The organism is Segatella copri (genome assembly GCF_009494835.1).
GTDB lineage: Bacteria > Bacteroidota > Bacteroidia > Bacteroidales > Bacteroidaceae > Prevotella > Prevotella copri_F.
This window is the reverse complement of the sequence record NZ_VZBE01000085.1, coordinates 37,198-55,594: the sequence shown is the minus strand read 5'-3', so window position 1 is coordinate 55,594 and position 18,397 is coordinate 37,198. Positions and strand designations below refer to the sequence as shown.

At 47.3% G+C, this 18,397-nt stretch carries 17 protein-coding genes and 1 pseudogene; 13 read left to right on the top strand and 5 right to left on the bottom strand.

The genetic code is table 11. The features are described from left to right. Positions 1-227 (top strand): annotated as a pseudogene (locus F7D47_RS12655) (N-acetylmuramoyl-L-alanine amidase); the annotation flags it as partial. 151 nt (positions 228-378) lie between these two features. Here the strand turns inward: F7D47_RS12655 and F7D47_RS12650 are convergent. The 5 genes from F7D47_RS12650 to rsmG are packed head-to-tail and all read right to left on the bottom strand — an operon-like array spanning position 379 to position 4,342. Continuing rightward, positions 379-888, bottom strand: coding sequence for a hypothetical protein (locus F7D47_RS12650; protein ID WP_153085548.1), 510 nt, complete (start codon positions 886-888; stop codon positions 379-381). 30 nt (positions 889-918) lie between these two features. Next, complete coding sequence (locus F7D47_RS12645; protein ID WP_153085547.1) at positions 919-2,409, bottom strand: ATP-binding cassette domain-containing protein; 1,491 nt, start codon at positions 2,407-2,409, stop codon at positions 919-921. A gap of 5 nt (positions 2,410-2,414) precedes the next feature. Further along, entirely contained in the window at positions 2,415-2,990 is a 576-nt protein-coding gene (gene ruvC, locus F7D47_RS12640) for a crossover junction endodeoxyribonuclease RuvC (RefSeq protein WP_006846693.1), read from the bottom strand. A 36-nt stretch (positions 2,991-3,026) separates the two neighbouring features. Then, positions 3,027-3,671 (bottom strand): MBL fold metallo-hydrolase, encoded by a 645-nt coding sequence (locus F7D47_RS12635; protein ID WP_153085546.1) that lies wholly within the window; start codon positions 3,669-3,671, stop codon positions 3,027-3,029. Between the two features lie 44 nt (positions 3,672-3,715). Further along, on the bottom strand, positions 3,716-4,342 hold the full coding sequence (rsmG, locus tag F7D47_RS12630; RefSeq protein WP_040552760.1) for a 16S rRNA (guanine(527)-N(7))-methyltransferase RsmG: 627 nt from the start codon (positions 4,340-4,342) through the stop codon (positions 3,716-3,718). Between the two features lie 185 nt (positions 4,343-4,527). Here rsmG and F7D47_RS12625 point away from each other — a divergent pair, with 185 nt between their 5' ends. From F7D47_RS12625 to F7D47_RS12570, 12 genes are all read left to right on the top strand, one after another. Beyond that, a complete protein-coding gene (locus F7D47_RS12625; protein ID WP_153085545.1) occupies positions 4,528-5,211 on the top strand; it encodes an HAD family hydrolase in 684 nt (227 codons plus the stop codon). Between the two features lie 36 nt (positions 5,212-5,247). Further along, complete coding sequence (panB, locus tag F7D47_RS12620; RefSeq protein ID WP_022120572.1) at positions 5,248-6,066, top strand: 3-methyl-2-oxobutanoate hydroxymethyltransferase; 819 nt, start codon at positions 5,248-5,250, stop codon at positions 6,064-6,066. Between the two features lie 69 nt (positions 6,067-6,135). Further along, positions 6,136-7,356 carry an MFS transporter gene (locus F7D47_RS12615; RefSeq protein WP_153085544.1) on the top strand — a complete coding sequence of 407 codons (1,221 nt, stop codon included), beginning with the start codon at positions 6,136-6,138 and terminating at the stop codon, positions 7,354-7,356. A 188-nt stretch (positions 7,357-7,544) separates the two neighbouring features. Further along, positions 7,545-8,540, top strand: coding sequence for an AAA family ATPase (locus F7D47_RS12610; RefSeq protein ID WP_153085543.1), 996 nt, complete (start codon positions 7,545-7,547; stop codon positions 8,538-8,540). A gap of 68 nt (positions 8,541-8,608) precedes the next feature. Then, positions 8,609-9,478 (top strand): DUF58 domain-containing protein, encoded by an 870-nt coding sequence (locus tag F7D47_RS12605; RefSeq protein WP_153085542.1) that lies wholly within the window; start codon positions 8,609-8,611, stop codon positions 9,476-9,478. A 28-nt stretch (positions 9,479-9,506) separates the two neighbouring features. Then, positions 9,507-10,583, top strand: coding sequence for a hypothetical protein (locus tag F7D47_RS12600; RefSeq protein WP_153085541.1), 1,077 nt, complete (start codon positions 9,507-9,509; stop codon positions 10,581-10,583). A gap of 86 nt (positions 10,584-10,669) precedes the next feature. Next, positions 10,670-11,668: a vWA domain-containing protein gene (locus F7D47_RS12595; RefSeq protein ID WP_119238362.1), complete on the top strand. Its 999-nt coding sequence runs from the start codon at positions 10,670-10,672 to the stop codon at positions 11,666-11,668. Positions 11,669-11,836: 168 nt separating this feature from the next. Beyond that, positions 11,837-12,874, top strand: coding sequence for a vWA domain-containing protein (locus F7D47_RS12590; RefSeq protein ID WP_153085540.1), 1,038 nt, complete (start codon positions 11,837-11,839; stop codon positions 12,872-12,874). Positions 12,875-12,904: 30 nt separating this feature from the next. Then, positions 12,905-13,642, top strand: coding sequence for a tetratricopeptide repeat protein (locus tag F7D47_RS12585; protein ID WP_153085539.1), 738 nt, complete (start codon positions 12,905-12,907; stop codon positions 13,640-13,642). A 38-nt stretch (positions 13,643-13,680) separates the two neighbouring features. Beyond that, on the top strand, positions 13,681-16,281 hold the full coding sequence (locus tag F7D47_RS12580; RefSeq protein WP_153085538.1) for a BatD family protein: 2,601 nt from the start codon (positions 13,681-13,683) through the stop codon (positions 16,279-16,281). Positions 16,282-16,330: 49 nt separating this feature from the next. Further along, a complete protein-coding gene (locus tag F7D47_RS12575) occupies positions 16,331-17,035 on the top strand; it encodes a phosphatase PAP2 family protein (protein ID WP_153085537.1) in 705 nt (234 codons plus the stop codon). A 48-nt stretch (positions 17,036-17,083) separates the two neighbouring features. After that, positions 17,084-18,358 carry an S-adenosylmethionine:tRNA ribosyltransferase-isomerase gene (locus tag F7D47_RS12570; protein ID WP_153085536.1) on the top strand — a complete coding sequence of 425 codons (1,275 nt, stop codon included), beginning with the start codon at positions 17,084-17,086 and terminating at the stop codon, positions 18,356-18,358. Positions 18,359-18,397 lie beyond the last annotated feature (39 nt).

Genomic DNA, 18,397 nt, shown 5'->3' with positions numbered 1-18,397 from the left:
GCGCCCATTGCAAGGGCCATAATTCCATCAGTATAGGCATTTGCTACATCGGCGGTTTATCAAAGAAAGGCAAGCCGAAGGATACAAGAACCCGAGACCAGAAAGTGGCAATGCGCTCGCTTATCGAGCAGCTGAAGGAGGAATATCCATTAGCCACGATTCATGGCCATAATGAATTTGCCAACAAGGCTTGTCCCTGCTTTGATGTGAAGAAGGAGTGGGGCTAACAGATAGGGAACGCGCTGCGTTCCCTATTTATACTTATTTTCCGATGCAACATGTGAAATTACTCTGGATAACCATCCTATAGACAAACAGCATCCCTGCATAAGGGATGCTGCTAATCTGTTTTTATATATTTTCTGACTGAAAACGTTCTTAAAGCTTTGACCAGTCGATGCTGCGGATAAAAGCCAAGGTTGAAACCCAATCGCAGTCGAGGCAGAATGGAGTAGGAACATCCGGGGTGTTGTAATAAGCCAGGGTAAACTCTGTATCTGCATCCTTAAATGCCTTGTGGTCGATGGTTGCCTGCTTGAAAAACTGGGTAACGAGCGACTTGTTCTTGTTTGAAGCCTCCTTCAGTCGTCTCTGATAGAGCGTAATATAAACACTCATGGCGTAGGCCTGCTCGTTGAGATAGCGAACCTTGATGTTCAAGGTGTCCTTGCTCAGATTCTTGTCGAGCATTACATACGGTGGCAGAATCTTGCTGCGCATGTAGGTCATTGCGTCAAACTTGAAGAGGGCTGTACGGCGCTCGTCCATACTCTTCGTGGTGTCGTTGATGATTGCATCAGAAGTGCGGAGCACCTCGTTTAATACATCCTGGGCGCTTGCCTTAGCTATGCTGAGGGTGAGCGCAAATAATAATATTATGTATCTCATCTTTCTGAAATTATTAATTATCAATTCTTTTTAATCGTTGGTGTGGCGCATGAGGAAGATGCTGTGGTCGATGCACGCTGGCAATTCTTCCTTATAATGCGTTACCATGATCATGGTTTTGTTCTGACGGCGACAGAAGGCTTCGATGACGTCTTTTACAAGACGGCGGTTGCGGTTGTCGAGTCCGTGGAGCGGCTCATCGAGAATCAGCAGTTCCGGATCCTTGACAAAGGCACGTGCCAGGAGAACGAGGCGCTGTTCGCCGCTGGAGAGCTTCAGAAAACCACGGTCTTCAAGACCTTCCAGCCCGAAGACTTTCATCCAGAAGCGGCACTTGTCCATATCTTCTTCCTTCGGTTTTACGTAGAGACCTACAGAGTCCATCAGTCCGCTTGCTACGATGCGGATGGCTGGCAGGTCGCGCTGGTAGGAGCGGTGAAGCTCAGGCGATACGTAGCCGATGTGCTTCTTGATGTCCCAGATGCTCTCGCCGCTGCCTCGAGGGTTGTCGAAGAGGGTAATGTCGCAGGCATAACTCTGCGGATTGTCGGCACAAACCAGACTGAGGAGCGTACTCTTTCCGGCTCCGTTCTGTCCGCTCAAAGCCCATCGCTCGCCGTTCATCACGGTCCAGTCGAGGTCGTTGAGGATGATTCGCTCGCCATACTGTATGCGTACTTTGTTCATCTTCACCACTTCCTGGGTGTGATATTCGCGGTCGCTGTAAGGCTGGTCTACGATGGCCTGTTCCATCTCGGGGCTCAGCACATGGGCAGGTACGGATTCTCTGCCGGCAAGATATTCGGCGAGGGTTATCTTAGGCAGAACCTTCATATCCTTCACTTCTACCACGTGGGTGATGAAATCGGGAATATCATCGCTCTTGCTCAGTACGAGGATAATCTGCAGGGCTCGCTCAGAAGAGAGGGTCTTGAGCAGTTCCTTGAGCTGGTCGCGGGTTTCAGCATCGAGTCCGATAAACGGATTGTCCATGATGAGCACGCGAGGCTCTGAGAAGAGGGTAGAGGCAAGTTTGAACTTGCGGAGCTCGCCACTTGAGAGCAGGATGGTGTATTTGTCCATCAGGTGCTGCATGTGGAAGAGTTCGTAGATGTGCTGCTGCAGGGCTCTGCGCTCCGGTGTGTCTTCACCGGCCATCTGGTAGGCTTCTTCCAGCTTGTCCTTTACGATAGGCGTGTTCTCGTCTATCTCGAGCTGGTTCCAGCGCTGCTGCAGGAAATAAGTGCGGTCGTTATCGCCTCCGTAGCTGTCGCGGAAGGTAATATACTTGATGTTGTCGCTCACCATAGTTTTCTGACTAGGTGAGAAATCGTAATCAGGGTCGTGCATCAGGAGTGGGTGGCGACCTACGATGATGTCGACAAACATTGATTTTCCTCCACCGTTCGGACCTACGATAGCGATGTGTTCACCATCGCACGCCTCGAAGTTTACGGGTTCTGCCATACGCCATTCAGGCATACGGGTAACACCATTTTTAATGCTAATAATCTTTTGCATCTCTCTTATTTTTTTATTCTACTCTGATTCTTTGTTGCAAAGTCTTTCCAGCTGCTGTAGTGCTTGGCGTCGGTTTCCGGGCGGTTCATCTGTAGAAAGTGGCAGTAGGCTGCCCCCAGCGCATCGGTTGCGTCCATGAACTTCGGCATTTCGTCTTGCTGAATATGGAGCAGTCGCTGCAGCATTCCCGCCACCTGTTCCTTCGAAGCCTGTCCCTGTCCCGTAATGGCCATCTTGATTTTGAGCGGCGCATATTCGTGGATAGGAACGCTGTGATGAATGGCGGCTGCGATGGCTACTCCCTGCGCTCTGCCCAGCTTGAGCATCGACTGCACGTTCTTGCCGAAGAAGGGGGCTTCGATGGCCATCTCATCGGGCAGATAGCTGTCGATGATGCCGGTTACGCGGTCGAAGATCTTGCCCAGCCGGAGATAGGGATCGCTCTCCTTGCGCATGTCGATGACGCCCATCACCACCAGTTCGGCCTTGTTGCCGATGATGCGGATTACGCCATAGCCCATCACGTTGGTTCCGGGGTCTATGCCGAGAATGATCTTCTCTGTATTCGATTTCTTGATCATCGCTGATAAATCTCCTGACTTTTTAAAAATGCTGTTTTAACGGTCCATATAAGGATTGTGAGCGAGCTCTTCGCCTATGTTGGTGTATTCGCCATGACCCGGGAGGACCTGGGTTTCATCAGGCAACTGACCGAGATGGCGCAGACTGTTGATGATGCGGAACATGCTGCCTCCAGGGAAATCGGTTCTGCCGATAGAGCTGTGGAAGAGGGTGTCGCCGGTGAAGGCTACGTGCTCTGCCTCGCAATAGAAGGTGACGGAACCGCTGCTGTGGCCCGGAGTGGCGATGACCTGGAACTCGTGGTTGCCGAACTTGATGACCTCTTCATCTTCGAAGAATCTGCCAATAGGCGGAAACTGGTAATCGAGCTGCATCTGATAGAAGGTTTCTGCCTGCTTGGCGAGTCCCTTCATCAGTTTTTCATCTGCTGCCGATACTTCCGGCTTCAATCCGAACTCCTGATAGATGGTGTTGTTGCCGAAGTTATGGTCAAGATGGCCATGGGTTACGAGCAGGTGAACGGGCTTGAGCTGGTTCTCCTTAATATATTGTGTAATAGCCGTGCGCTCTTCCGGATAGAAGGCGCCGCAATCGATGATGACGCATTCCTTGGTCTCATCGCTCACCACGTAGCAGTTTTCCTGCAACATGTTTACTTGAAATCTTTCTATATGTAACATTTCTTACTTTGAACTTTATGATTACTTTTCACTCTTTACTTCTACTAAGCCGGAACGTAAACCAGTTGCTTGTCCTGGCTGAACCATTCTTCATCGAAGAAAGTGCTGAGCGGAGTAATTTCTGAAATCTTGAAGTATTGCTTCAGTTCTTCTTTCAGATTACCGCCTTTCAGACACAGAAGTCCGTTAGGCAGAGCGTTTTGCCCCTTCTGCTTAAAGTTTTTCTTGATAATCTTCATCAGGTCTGGAAGCTGCATTACCGCACGGCTTACCACGAAATCGTACTTGCCTTTTTCGTCTTCTCCGCGCAGGTGTTCAGCCTTGAGATTCTGCAGATTGATTGCCGTAGCCACCTCGTTGCAGACTCTGATTTTCTTGCCTGTTCCATCTATCAGTTTGAACTTGCATTCAGGGAAGAGGATGGCGAGCGGAATGCCCGGGAAACCTCCGCCGCAGCCGAAATCGAGAATCTCCGTACCCGGACGGAAATGGATGGCTTTGGCTATTGCCAGAGAATGGAGCACGTGGTGCTCGTACAGATTATCGATGTCCTTGCGGCTGATGACATTGATCTTGCTGTTCCAGTCGCGGTATAATGCATCGAGTGCCTCGAACTGCTTTTTCTGCTCTTCCGTGAGGTTCGGGAAGTATTTCTCTATTATTTCTATCATATAATTATATGTATTCTTCTTTATTTCTACTGATTTTTCTGCAAAGGTAGTGTAAAAAATCGGAAAACACGTAATAAAAACATCAAAATCTGTTAGATTATGCTCGTATATTAAGTTTTTTGCGTAACTTTGCACCCGTTTTCAATATAATTTAAGCAAAAATAGATAAAAACAGACAAGAAAATATGATAAAAGCAGCACTCTTCGATCTGGATGGCGTGGTATTCGATACAGAATCACAGTACTCCATCTTCTGGGGAATGATAGGCAGGGAGTATCATCCGGAAATGCCCGATTTCGAATATCGCATCAAGGGACAGACTCTGGTTCAGATTTACGACAAGTATTTCACCGATGAAGCCGTCTTCGCCCACATCGAAGGTTTTACAGGCGCAAAGGTGGAACAGGCTAAGATTACAGCCCGACTGGATGAGTTTGAAAAGACCATGCAGTATGAATATATTGCAGGGTTCGAAGATTTCATCAGCGACTTGAAGCAGCATGGCGTAAAATGCGCTGTGGTAACGAGCAGCAACATTCAGAAGATGCTGAATGTTTATGAACGTCACCCGGAATTCAAGGCTTATTTCGACCGCGTGCTGACCAGCGAGGATTTCGCCGAGAGCAAGCCTCATCCAGACTGCTATCTGAAAGGTGCAGCCTATTTCGGTGTGGAACCGGAGGACTGTGTAGGACTGGAAGACAGCTTTAACGGACTGAAGGCGGTGAGAGCCTCAGGAGCCTTTACCCTAGGTCTTGCCACAACGAACAGCAGAGAAGCCATCCAGCCGCTATCCGACTATGTGATAGATGATTACAGAGGTTTCAGCTTTGCTGACTTGCAGCGCATCGTGGAGAATGCGAAATAGATTCAACGCAGAACAATAAATAAATCAAAATAAAAAATGGGATATTTATCTACTGACAAGAAGAAAATTACCACCAAGACCTTCGCAGAAATGAAGAAGGCAGGCGAGAAAGTAACCATGCTGACTGCATACGACTTTACAACAGCCGGAATTATAGATGCTGCAGGAATTGACTCTATATTAATAGGTGATTCGGCGAGCAATGTGATGGCAGGAAATGCAGACACATTGCCGATTACCGTAGATCAGATGATTTATCACGCCCGCAGTGTGGCCCGTGCCTGCCAGCATGCTTTCGTGGTTTGCGACATGCCTTTCGGCAGCTATCAGATCAGCAAGGAAGAGGCGCTGCGCAATGCTTGCCGCATGATGAAGGAGACGGGTGTAGACGCTCTGAAACTGGAAGGCGGCGTAGAAATCTGCGACACGGTTAAGGCGCTGGTTAATGCCGGAATCCCGGTTCATGGTCATCTCGGACTTACCCCGCAGAGCGTGAATAAGTTTGGCGGTTATGGCATTCGTGCCAAGGAAGAGGCTGAGGCACAGAAACTTATCAGCGACGCCATTGCGCTGGATGAAGCAGGCTGCTTTGCCATCGTGCTGGAGAAGGTTCCTGCTAAGCTCGCTGCTGAAGTAAGCAAGAAGGTGAAGGCTGTAACGATTGGAATCGGTGCAGGTAACGGCTGCGACGGACAGGTTCTGGTTTATGCTGATGCACTCGGAATGACACAGGGCTTCAAGCCTAAGTTCCTGCGCCACTTTGCTCAGGTAGGCGAGGAAATGACCAAGGGTGTGAAGGCTTATATTGATGCGGTGAAGACCGTAGATTATCCTAGCGCTGAAGAGAGTTATTAACATTAACTCTCTTTTTAGCGAAGTGTAAGAGAGTATAAATACGATAGATTCATAAAAGAGTTTAGAATAATGGATACACAAAATACACCAGTACATATCAAACTGTGGCACAAGGACTTCTGGCGATTATGTTTTGCCAACCTCTTGCTGATGTCGAGTGTGTACATGCTCGTTTTTGCCATTCCTTATTTCCTGCTTCAGGAGAAGTTTCAGATGTGGCAGATAGGGTGTGTGCTTCTTGCATACGGCTTTGGCCTGTTTCTGTTTGGCGGCTTCTGCTCTTATCTGGTGCAGCGCTACCGCAGGAATATGGTCTGTCAGCTTTCCATTTTAGGTGTGGTTGTTTGCCATTCGGTAATTTATTATCTGGATACGTTCTGGAACATCAGGTTTTCTTTTGAGATTCTCCTGGCGTTCCGTTTCCTGTTTGGAGCATTTCTGGGGCTGGCTCAGATGTCGCTTGCCAGTACGCTGGTTATTGATTCCTGCGAGTCGTTCCAGCGCACCGAGGCTAATTACATTACCTCTTGGTTTGCCCGTTTTTCGATAGCCGTAGGACCCTTGGTGGCATGTTTTGTTTACAACTATTTCGGCATGGGCTATGTCTTCCCTACGGCTTCGTTGCTGGCTTTGGGAGCCTTCGTGCTGGTTTCTCGCGCCAAGTTTCCTTTCAAGGCACCTGCCGAAGGAATTAAAACTTTCAGCCTCGACCGCTTCTATCTGCCGCAGGGAACTCCGCTGTTTGTCAATATCATCCTGATTACTATTTCTGCGGGATTATACTTTTCTGTGCCTCATCCTACTGGCATCTTTCTGATGATTTTCGGAGGATTGGTCTTGGCGTTCCTGGCAGAAAAGTTTGTCTTTGCTGATGCAGATTTGAAGAGTCAGATATTGGTAGGCCTGATATTGTTGGCTTCCGCTGAACTGATTTCGTTTGCAAGTCAGGAGTTTGCTGTCGAAATCGTGGTTCCAACCTTGCTGGGTTTCAGCTTGGGAATCATCGGTAGCCGTTTCTTACTCTTCTATATCAAGCTTGCCAAACACTGCCAGCGCGGCACGAGCGTGAATTCGTTCTTCCTGGCTTGGGAGTTGGGCTTGAGTTTGGGAATCGGTCTCGGTTTCATGTTCCATAATCTTCCGGCGAGAGCGCATTTTGACGTAGATCATCCTGTATATAATATGGTTGAATCAGGGATGTTGCACTATGCACTTCTTTTTACAATCGTATCGTTGCTGGTGTACAATTTCTTGGTTCATCCATGGTACATGAAGCATAAAAACAGATAAAATATTTGAAATCTCGTTTGTTTCATAAAAGCTATTCTTTAAAAGAATCTAAAAATAGCTTTTATGAAACATTTTTAATATTATTTAGATAGGTTTTTTCGCTTTTGTGGCTTAATTTGAGTACTTTTGCGTTTAGTTTTGGAAATATATTGTTTGAATTAAGAAATTAAACGTAAAAATATAGAATTATGGCAGAAGCTATTGATATCCGCGAATTGAATATCCGGATAGAACAACAAAGTCAGTTTGTTACCAATTTGGTAATGGGCATGAATAAGGTAATCGTAGGTCAGAAGCACCTCATAGATTGCCTTCTTATCGGTCTTCTCTCCGATGGTCATATCCTGCTTGAGGGTGTGCCTGGACTGGCGAAGACACTTGCAATCAAGACATTGTCACAGCTTATCAGCTCCGACTATAGCCGCATTCAGTTTACTCCTGATCTGTTGCCTGCCGATGTGGTGGGTACTCAGATTTATTCACAGAAAGACGAGGCTTTCCATGTAAAGCGCGGTCCTGTCTTCGCCAATTTTGTTTTGGCAGATGAGATTAACCGTGCTCCAGCCAAGGTGCAGAGTGCGCTGCTCGAAGCCATGCAGGAACACCAGGTTACCATTGGCGATGAAACCTTCAAACTGCCTAGTCCATTCCTGGTAATGGCTACACAGAACCCTATCGAGCAGGAAGGAACCTATCAGTTGCCTGAAGCACAGGTAGACCGTTTCCTGCTGAAGGTCATCATCGATTATCCTACACTGGAAGAGGAGAAGCTCATCATCCGTGAGAATATTCAGGGCGGACTTCCTGAGGTTACTCCTGTAACATCAGCCGAGGAGATTCTGAAGGCTCGCAAGATAGTAAACGAGGTTTATCTCGATGAGAAGATTGAGCAGTATATTGCCGATATCGTCTTTGCTTCACGTTATCCTGAGCGCTACGGACTGGGCGAACTGAAAGATATGATTATCTTCGGCGGCAGTCCTCGTGCCAGCATTTCTCTTGCCAAGGCAGCCAGAGCCTACGCGTTTATCAAGCATCGCGGCTATGTGATTCCTGAGGATGTAAGAGCTGTGGCTCATGACGTAATGCGCCACCGTATCGGCCTTTCTTACGAAGCAGAGGCAAGCAATGTGACAAGCGAGGAAATCGTGAGCCGCATCATTAATAAGGTGGAAGTGCCTTGATCGTTAACAGTTTATAGTTAACAGTTGATAGTTAACAGTTGATAGTTTATAGTTAATAGTTTAGGATTTTGGATACACAAGATATCTTAAAAAAGGTTCGGAAGATAGAAATCAAGACTCGCGGACTGAGTCAGAACATCTTCGCAGGTCAGTATCATTCTGCCTTCAAGGGCAGGGGAATGGCCTTTGCCGAGGTGCGCGAATATCAGTATGGCGATGATGTGAGAGACATCGACTGGAACGTGACCGCCCGCTTTCATAAGCCTTACGTCAAGGTGTTTGAAGAGGAAAGGGAACTTACGGTGATGCTGCTCGTAGACGTCAGCGGGTCGCTCGATTTCGGTACGATGAAGCAGATGAAGCGCGATCTGGCTACTGAGATTGCTGCCACACTCGCCTTCAGTGCCATTCAGAACAATGACAAGATAGGTGTCATCTTCTTCTCTGACCGTATCGAGAAGTACATTCCGCCTAAGAAAGGAAGAAAACATATTCTCTATATCATCAGAGAAATGCTCAACTTCCAGCCGCAGAGCCAGCGTACCGACATCGGTTGCGCCCTGGAATATTTCACCCGCGTGATGAAGCGCCACTGCACGGCTTTCGTAATCAGTGACTTCTACGATCATAAGAATTTCCAACATCAGCTGCAGATTGCCAACCAGAAGCATGATGTAGTAGCCGTCCAGGTTTACGACCCGCGTGCCAAGGTGCTGCCTGACGTAGGACTGCTCAAGGTGATGGACGCAGAAACCGGACATGAAATGTATATTGATACGAGTTCGAAGAAACTGCGAATGGCCCATACACAGCAATGGCTGATGCAGCAGGAGAATCTGAAAACCGACTTTGCCAAAAGCAAGGTCGACTGGACTTCGATTGCCACTAACGAGGACTTCTCGAAGGCGCTCCTGATGCTTTTCAAGCAAAGGGGCTGATAAACCGAAAGCTCAAAGTAAAGAAACTATGTTTAAAGTAAAGAATATCATATTGTCGCTCGTTCTCCTGGGGTGCTCAGGCTTGGCTCAAGCCCAGCAGGTAGAGCAACGCATCGACTCGCTGCAGATACTGATAGGACAGCAGACCGTGCTGCATCTGAAGGCTTCGGTGAAGCAAGGCGATAAGGTGGAACTGCCATCTTTCAAGCCTCAGCAGCAACTCACACCAGGAGTGGAAGTGGTAGAGCAGAGCAAAGGCGACACTTCGCACATAGGCGACGACCGCATGGTGGTGAGCCGCGACTATACGCTGACTTCATTTGATGAAAAGGTGTACGTGATTCCTGCGCTCAATGTGAAGGTAAACGGCAAGAACTGTCATGGCAACCAGCTTGCGCTGAAGGTGCTCACCGTGCCTGTAGATACGGTTCATCCCAACCAGTTCTATCCGCCTAAGGATGTTCAGGATAATCCTTTCTCCTGGAGTGAATGGAGCTCGCTCTTTTGGTTGAGCCTATTGCTGTTAATCCTCTGTGGCGCATGGCTTTATCTGCGCAACAGACTGAAGAACAACAAGCCAATCATTACCCATATCCGCATCGTAAAACGTGTTCCGGCTCATGAAAAGGCGCTGAATCAAATCAACGTCATCAAGCAGCAGCACGTAGATAATCAGGAAACACAGAAGGCTTACTACACCCAGCTTACCAATACGCTGAGAGAATACATCGTGAGCCGTTTCGGATTCAATGCGATGGAAATGACCAGTATGGAAATCATCGAACGTTTGCGCGAAGCAGGCGACCAGAAGATGATTGATGAACTGAAGGAACTCTTCCAGACTGCCGATCTCGTGAAGTTTGCCAAATATGAAACCCTGGTGAATGAGAACGACGCAAACCTGGTGAATGCCATCAACTTCATCGACCAGACCAAGACAGATGAGAAACCTACAGAAGAAAAGGTGGTTCCACAACTGACCAATGAAGAGCAGAAGACGCAATCTCAGCGCCGCCTCATCAAGTCGCTCCTCTGGATAGGAGCCATCGTAGGTCTGGCTCTGTTGGTTTACATCATTTATCAGTCAGCCATGCTGCTGATGTAAGGCAGGCTGTTCTTATGAAACGTTTCGCCGGGCAAAGCGGTTTATTCCGCAACTCTTTGCCTGGCTATAAATAGAAAAATATAGAAATGGAATTTGCAAGTAAAGGCTATTTTCTGTTGCTCCTGTTGCTGATACCTTATATATTATGGTATTTCCTCTACAGGAAGAAGAATGCGCCAACCATGCGCATGAGCGACACGAAAAAGTATCAATATGCTCCGAAGAGCCTGCGTGTGCGTCTCATCCATCTGCCAATGGTGCTGAGATGCATCTGCTTCGTGCTCATCGTTTGTGCAATGGCTCGTCCGCAAACGCATACGGCTTGGGACAACAAGACGGTAGAAGGCATTGACATTATGTTGGCGATGGACGTTTCTACCTCTATGCTTGCCGAAGATTTGAGACCAAACCGTATGGAAGCGGCTAAGGATGTGGCAACAGAATTCATCTCGGGAAGACCGAACGACAACATCGGTCTGACTATCTTCGCCGGTGAAGCCTTCACCCAGTGCCCTATGACAACCGATCATGCCAGTCTGTTGCGCCTCTTGCAGGCAACCCGTACGGATATTGCTGCCCGAGGACTGATTGACGATGGTACTGCAGTGGGAATGGGACTCGCCAATGCCGTGAGCCGACTGAAGGATTCTAAGTCAAAATCGAAGGTCGTGATTCTTCTTACCGACGGCAGTAACAACATGGGTGAAATCTCGCCTATGACCGCAGCAGAGATTGCCAAAAGCTACGGAATCCGCGTTTACACCATCGGTGTAGGAACCAACAAGGTGGCTCCTTATCCAATGCCTGTGGCAGGAGGAGTACAGTACGTCAACATTCCGGTAGAGATAGATACGAAGACGCTGGGTGATATTGCACAGACAACCGATGGAAATTTCTATCGCGCTACGAACAATAACGAGCTGAAGAAGATTTACAGGGACATTGATAAACTGGAGAAAACCAAGTTTAATGTCAAGCATTTCGCTAAGCGCTATGAAGCTTATCAGCCATTCGCCTTGGCAGCTCTTCTGGTATTGCTGGTAGAAATCCTGCTCCGCATCACCTGGTTCAGAAGAATTCCGTAATCCGGATACTGAGCCATTACTGATTATCGGAGATATTTCGCTATCTTTCGGAGATATTCTGCTATCTTTCGGAGATATTCTGCTATCTTTCGGAGATATTTTACCAGTTATCGGAGATATTTTACTGATTATCGGATAATCGAATAGAAGATATAATTAGAATAGAAAATGTTAAGATTTGAAGATCCTATATTTCTCTGGCTGTTGTGGATAATACCAGTACTGATTCTGATCAGACTGATAGGATGGAGAAGAAGAAAGGCTAAACTGAAGAAGCTCGGCGATCCGGAACTTCTGAAACAGCTCATGCCCAACATCTCCAAATATCGCCCTACAGTTAAGTTTGTGCTGATGCTCGCAGCCTTGGCGCTTCTCATCGTGATGGTAGCTCGTCCGCAGATGGGCAGCAAGATTTCTCACGATAAGCGACATGGTATTGAAACCATCATCTGCCTCGATATTTCCAATTCCATGCTCTGTCAGGACGTGGTTCCATCCCGTTTGGACAAGAGTAAGATGCTTATCGAAAATCTGGTCGACAACTTTAACAACGACAAAATCGGACTCATCGTCTTTGCAGGCGATGCGTTCGTGCAGTTGCCAATCACCACCGATTATGTTTCGGCAAAGATGTTTCTTCAGAACATTACCCCAGGTCTTATCCAGACCCAGGGAACCAATATTGGAGCTGCCATCGATTTGGCTTCCAAGAGTTTCACCCAGCAGGAGAATGTGGGCAGAGCCATCATCGTAATTACTGATGGCGAAAACCATGAGCCTGGCGCACAGGAGGCTGCAGCTGCTGCCAACAAGAAAGGAATCAATGTCTTTATCCTGGGCATAGGAAACACCAAGGGAGCGCCAATCCCTATGGGCGACGGCTCTTATCTGAAGGACAATACGGGCAACACCGTAATGACCGCCCTGAATGAGCAGATGTGCAAGGAACTTGCCCAGGCAGGCAAGGGTCAGTACATTCATGTAGATAATACCAGCGATGCGGAAAGAGCATTGAATGATGATATTGCCAAATTGCAGAAAGGTGATGTAACGAGTGTGGTTTACAGCGCTTATGATGAACAATTCCAGGCTGTAGGTATTCTCGTCATCCTGTTGCTTATCATCGAAGTTTGTCTGCTTGAGGTAAAGAATCCTCTGCTCAGAAACATCAAGTTTTTTAAGAAAGACATCAAGAAGCCTTTCTGATAAACGTTTATACATTATTATATAATAAGAATGAGATATTTAAGATATATATTGGTTTTTGCCCTGATGGTGCTGGGCTTGGCGAAGGTGGGAGCACAGAACGACCGCAACTTCATCCGCCAGGGAAACCGCGCCTATCATAAACAGAAGTGGGCTGCAGCCGAAACGCAATATCGCAAGGCTATCTCCAAGAACCAGAAGAATGCGCAGGCTGTCTATAATCTGGGTTGCGCCCTGATGATGCAGCAGAAGGATTCGATGGCGATGATACAGTTTGAGAATGCTTCGAAACTGGAAACGAACAAGATGCGACGCGCCAGAAGTTACCACAACATGGGTGTGGTCATGCAGCAGCATCAGCAATATGCGCAGGCCATAGGATGTTATGAGAACGCCCTGCGCTGCAATCCGCAGGACAATGCAACCCGATATAATCTTGCCCTCTGCAAGAAACTGCTTAAAAACCAGAAGCAGAACAAGCAGAACGATAAGAACAAGAACAAAAAGGATAAAAACAAGGACAAGAACAAAGACAAGCAGAATAAGGATCAGAACAAAGATCAGAATAAAGGCAAGAACAAGAACGACAAAAACAAGAACAACCAGAATAAGAACAATCAGCAGAATCAGAACAATCAGGACAAGATGAGCAAAGATAATGCTGAACAACTCTTGAACGCTGCCATCCAGCAGGAGAAGGATACGAAGCGCAAGATGCAGAAAGCGATGAGTCAGCCTCGCAGAAAGCAATATGAGAAAAACTGGTAAAAAGTAAAATAATACAACGAGTATAATAAATTTAGAACATGAAACATATAGGTTGGTTTATTATTATATGGGCAATGCTTCTGGGCTTCAGTTTGCAGCTGAAAGCCCAGCATATCAGTGTGTCGGCACCAACACACGTGGCGGCGGGAGAAAACTTCCGTGTGGCCTATACCATCAATACACGTGATGTAGAGGAATTCCGTCTGGGCGGAGTAGGAGAAGGACTTGAGGTAATCGCTGGTCCTTACACCTCATCGCAGTCCAGTTATCAGATGATCAATGGCCATACTTCCTCTTCATCGTCGGTAACCATTACCTATACGCTCTACGCAGCTAAGAACGGAACCTTTGGCATTGGTGCCTCTCATGCCATCGTAAATGGTAAGAAACTCTCTTCCCATCCGGTTAAGATTACGGTTTCTGGCCATGCTGCACGCAACAACGGCGCACCTTCCATGCACGGACAGAATGATTATAATGAACCACGCATGCGAACTGCCGGATCAAGAATATCAGGCAGCGACCTCTTCATCAAGGTTACAGCCAACAAGCGACGTGTTCACGAACAGGAACCTGTGCTCCTTACTTATAAGGTTTACACGCAGGTAGACCTTACCCAGCTGGAAGGCAAGATGCCTGACCTGAAGGGATTCCACAACCAGGAAGTTCCGCTGCCTCAGCAGAAGACCTTCCATACTGAAACCGTAAACGGCCGACCTTACCGATGCGTTACATGGAGCCAGTATGTCATGTATCCGCAGATGACGGGAAGCCTCACCATTCCAGCCATTACCTTCAAGGGAATCGTAGTTCAGCAGAACAGAAACGTTGACCCGATGGAAGCTTTCTTCAATGGTGGTTCTGGCTATGTTGAAGTAAAGAAAGATATTATTGCTCCTAGTGTGAAAATTCAGGTTGATCCATTGCCTCAGCGCCCAGCCAACTTCTCGGGCGGTGTAGGTAAATTCAACATTACTGCTTCCATCGACAAGAAGGAAGTAAAGGCTGGCGAACCAATCACCATTCGTGTAGTGGTAGGAGGAATCGGAAACCTGAAGCTGCTCAAGCAGCCTGTCATTACCTTCCCTAAGGATTTTGACAAGTACGATGCGAAGGTGACAGACAAGACCCGCCTTACAGCTAATGGCGTAGAAGGCAATATGATTTATGACTTCCTGGCTGTGCCTCGTAATCAGGGAAATTATACCATTCCTGCGGTAGAATTCACCTATTATGATACTTCGGCTAACAAGTATAAGACAATCAAGACCCAGCCGTTTACGCTGACCGTAGAGAAGGGCGATGGAACTTCAGACAATGAAACATCAGATTTCAGCAACAAGGATAAGGACATTCATGCGCTGAAACTGGGCAAGTCTAAGCTCCATGATATTGACGATATGTTCTACGGAAGCTTCGGCTACTGGACCAGTCTGCTGGTTCCATTGGCAGCCTTCTTTGCCCTGCTCATTGTCTTCCGCCGCCGTGCCCTCGAGAATGCTGACCTTGTAAAGGTCCGTTCCAACAAGGCAAACAAGATAGCAACCAAGCGCCTGAAGAAGGCTCATCTGCTGATGCTCGGTGGCAAGCAGGAAGAATTCTACGATGAAGTGCTCCGTGCTTTGTGGGGCTATGTAAGCTACAAGCTCAACATGCCAGCCGAAAAGCTCTCACGTGAAAACATTCAGGCTATGCTCGAAAAACATTGTGTAGAGGAGAGAACTATCGAGAAGTTTACAACTGCGCTCGATGAATGTGAGTTTGAACGCTATGCTCCTGGCGACCCTGCCGGCAATATGAACCGTACATTCGACTCAGCAATGACTGCTATTATGAATATAGAAAATGCTATCAATGCAACGCGTAAGCAGCGCAAGAAGAGTGCAACAGGATATTCGTTCGTCATGATGATCATGGTGATGTTGGGCTGCTCTGTTTCTGCAGGCGCTGTAACCAAGAACAATGCTGATACGGAATATCAGAAAGGTAACTATCAGCAGGCCATACGCGACTATGAGGAAATATTGAACAACTATGGTGTTTCTGCCGAAGTTTACTATAACTTGGGCAATGCTTATTACCGTACAGACAATATTACCAAGGCTGTGCTCAATTATGAGCGTGCCCATCTGCTCTCGCCAGGCGATGAAGACATCAGCTTCAACCTGCAGTTTGCACGTAGCAAGACCATCGATAAGATTACGCCGGAAAGCGAGATGTTCTTCGTAACCTGGTGGAAGGCGCTGGTCAACTTTACGAGTGTTGACTGTTGGGCAAAGACAGGCATCATAGCCATCATCATGGCGCTGGTTCTGGTCTTGGTTTATCTCTTCGGTTCGCATATCGTTTTGCGCAAGATTGGTTTCTTCGGTGGAATCTTCTTCGTGGCTGTCTTCCTGCTGAGCAATCTCTTTGCTTACCAGCAGCGGCAGATGCTCATCAACCGTACGGGAGCCATCATCATCGCTCCTTCTGTCAATGTGAAGAAGACTCCAGCCAAGACTAGCGTTGACCTCTTCCTGCTGCATGAAGGAACCCGCGTTGATATTACCGATAAGGCGATGAAAGGCTGGCGTGGAATCAAGGTTGGAGACGGCAGAGAAGGCTGGATAGAGACCAAGGCTATAGAGGAAATCTGATTTAAAAAGAAATCTGATTATAAGATAAAATCTGATTAAAATAAAGAGAATGGATTTTAGTAGTATACAAGATTTTGACATGCAGCTGTTGCATGTGTTTAACGGCAGCGAGAATGTCTGGCTCGATCAGATGGCGATGGCGCTTACGTCGGGCTGGACATGGATTCCGCTTTATATCGTCCTCTTCGTTGTTGTGATAAGAAACAACGAGATGATGGGCCAGATTGCACTCGTGGTAGGAGGAGCGTTGCTCTGTATCTTTTTGGCTGATGGACTGGTGGATGGAATCATTAAACCGCTGGCTGAAAGATACAGACCTTCCAGCGACCCGATGTTCAAGTATACGGTTCAGGTGGTTGACAATATGCGCCTCAAGAGTTTCAGCTTCTGTTCGGCTCATGCGGCCAATACGCTTTCGTTAGCCATCTTCTTCTCGTTGCTTATCCGCAGCAAACTGGTTACGTGGACCCTGTTATTATGGTCGCTCGTAAACTGTTGGACCCGTCTTTACCTGGGTGTTCATTATCCGGTCGACATTCTTTGCGGTCTGGCTATCGGAGCTGTGGTGGGAGTTGTCGTTTATCTCATCTACATCAGGATGTATTACCGCATCTCCCCAAAGATTAAGTATATTTCCAACCAGTATACGAGTACGGGTTACGACTATGATGATGTAGATAAAATCATGACCGTAGTGATATTTACCCTTATCATGGTTGTGTTTTATGCCACCTGTCAGATGGCTTATCTTTAGTACAGAAATAAAAGTTCAAAATAGAAAGTTCAAAAAGTAAAATAAATAATGGATACAAAACACATTAAAATTAGTGATTATAACTATGATTTACCGGATGAGCGCATCGCAAAATTCCCTATCGCCCAGCGTGACCACAGCAAACTGCTGGTCTATAAGCACGGCGAGGTAAGCGATGATGTTTTCCATCATCTTCCCACATATCTCCCTCAAGGAGCCTTGATGATATTCAACAATACCAAGGTGATACAAGCGCGTCTGCACTTCCGCAAGGAAACAGGTGCGCTTATTGAGGTTTTCTTGATGGAGCCTGCAGAACCTACTGATTACGAACTCATGTTCCAGACTGCCGGACATTGTTCCTGGCTCTGCATGATTGGTAATCTGAAGAAATGGAAAGAGGGCAGCCTGAAGCGTGATTTCGAAATCAAGGGTCATAAGCTTACCCTCAGCGCAACCATGCGACGTGGAGATGCTCTTGGCGCAGAGGCACAGGAAATGGTTGCCAAAGGCGGAGGAACCAACTATTGGGTTGACTTCGATTGGGACAACGACAAGGTGTCTTTCGCTGAGATTCTCGAAACAGTAGGCGAATTGCCTATTCCTCCTTATCTCAACCGCAAGACAGAGGAAAGCGACAAGACAACTTATCAGACGGTTTATTCTAAAATCAAGGGAAGTGTGGCTGCTCCAACTGCCGGACTCCACTTTACCGATGCGGTTCTCAAGGATCTTGATGCGCATGGAATCGACCGCGAAGAAGTAACCCTGCATGTAGGAGCCGGCACATTCAAACCGGTGAAGAGCCTTGAAATCGAAGGTCATCAGATGCATACGGAATATATTGTTGTTCATCGCCGCAGTCTGGAAAAACTCATCAAGCACGAGTGTCGGGTCATTGCCGTAGGAACCACCAGCGTCCGTACCATCGAGAGTCTCTATTACATGGGTGTTCATCTGCTGAAGCATCCTGAGGCAAACGAAGAAGATCTGCACGTAAAACAGTGGGATCCTTACGAGCTTTCTGAAGATGGCAATCTGGTAGATGGAATCACTCCGATGCAGGCTATCCAGGCAATCATCGATTATCTGGACCGCAACGGCTTGGAGGCTCTCCATTCCAGCACGCAGATTATCATTGCTCCTGGCTATCAGTATAAGATTGTGAAGATGCTGGTCACCAATTTCCATCAGCCTCAGAGTACGCTCCTGCTCCTGGTGAGTGCTTTCCTCAAGGGCGACTGGAGGAAGGTTTACGATTATGCTCTTTCGCATGATTTCCGTTTCCTGAGCTATGGTGATTCATCCCTGCTCATTCCGTAAAAGGAGTTAGGAAAACTATAAATTATTAATTGTAAATTA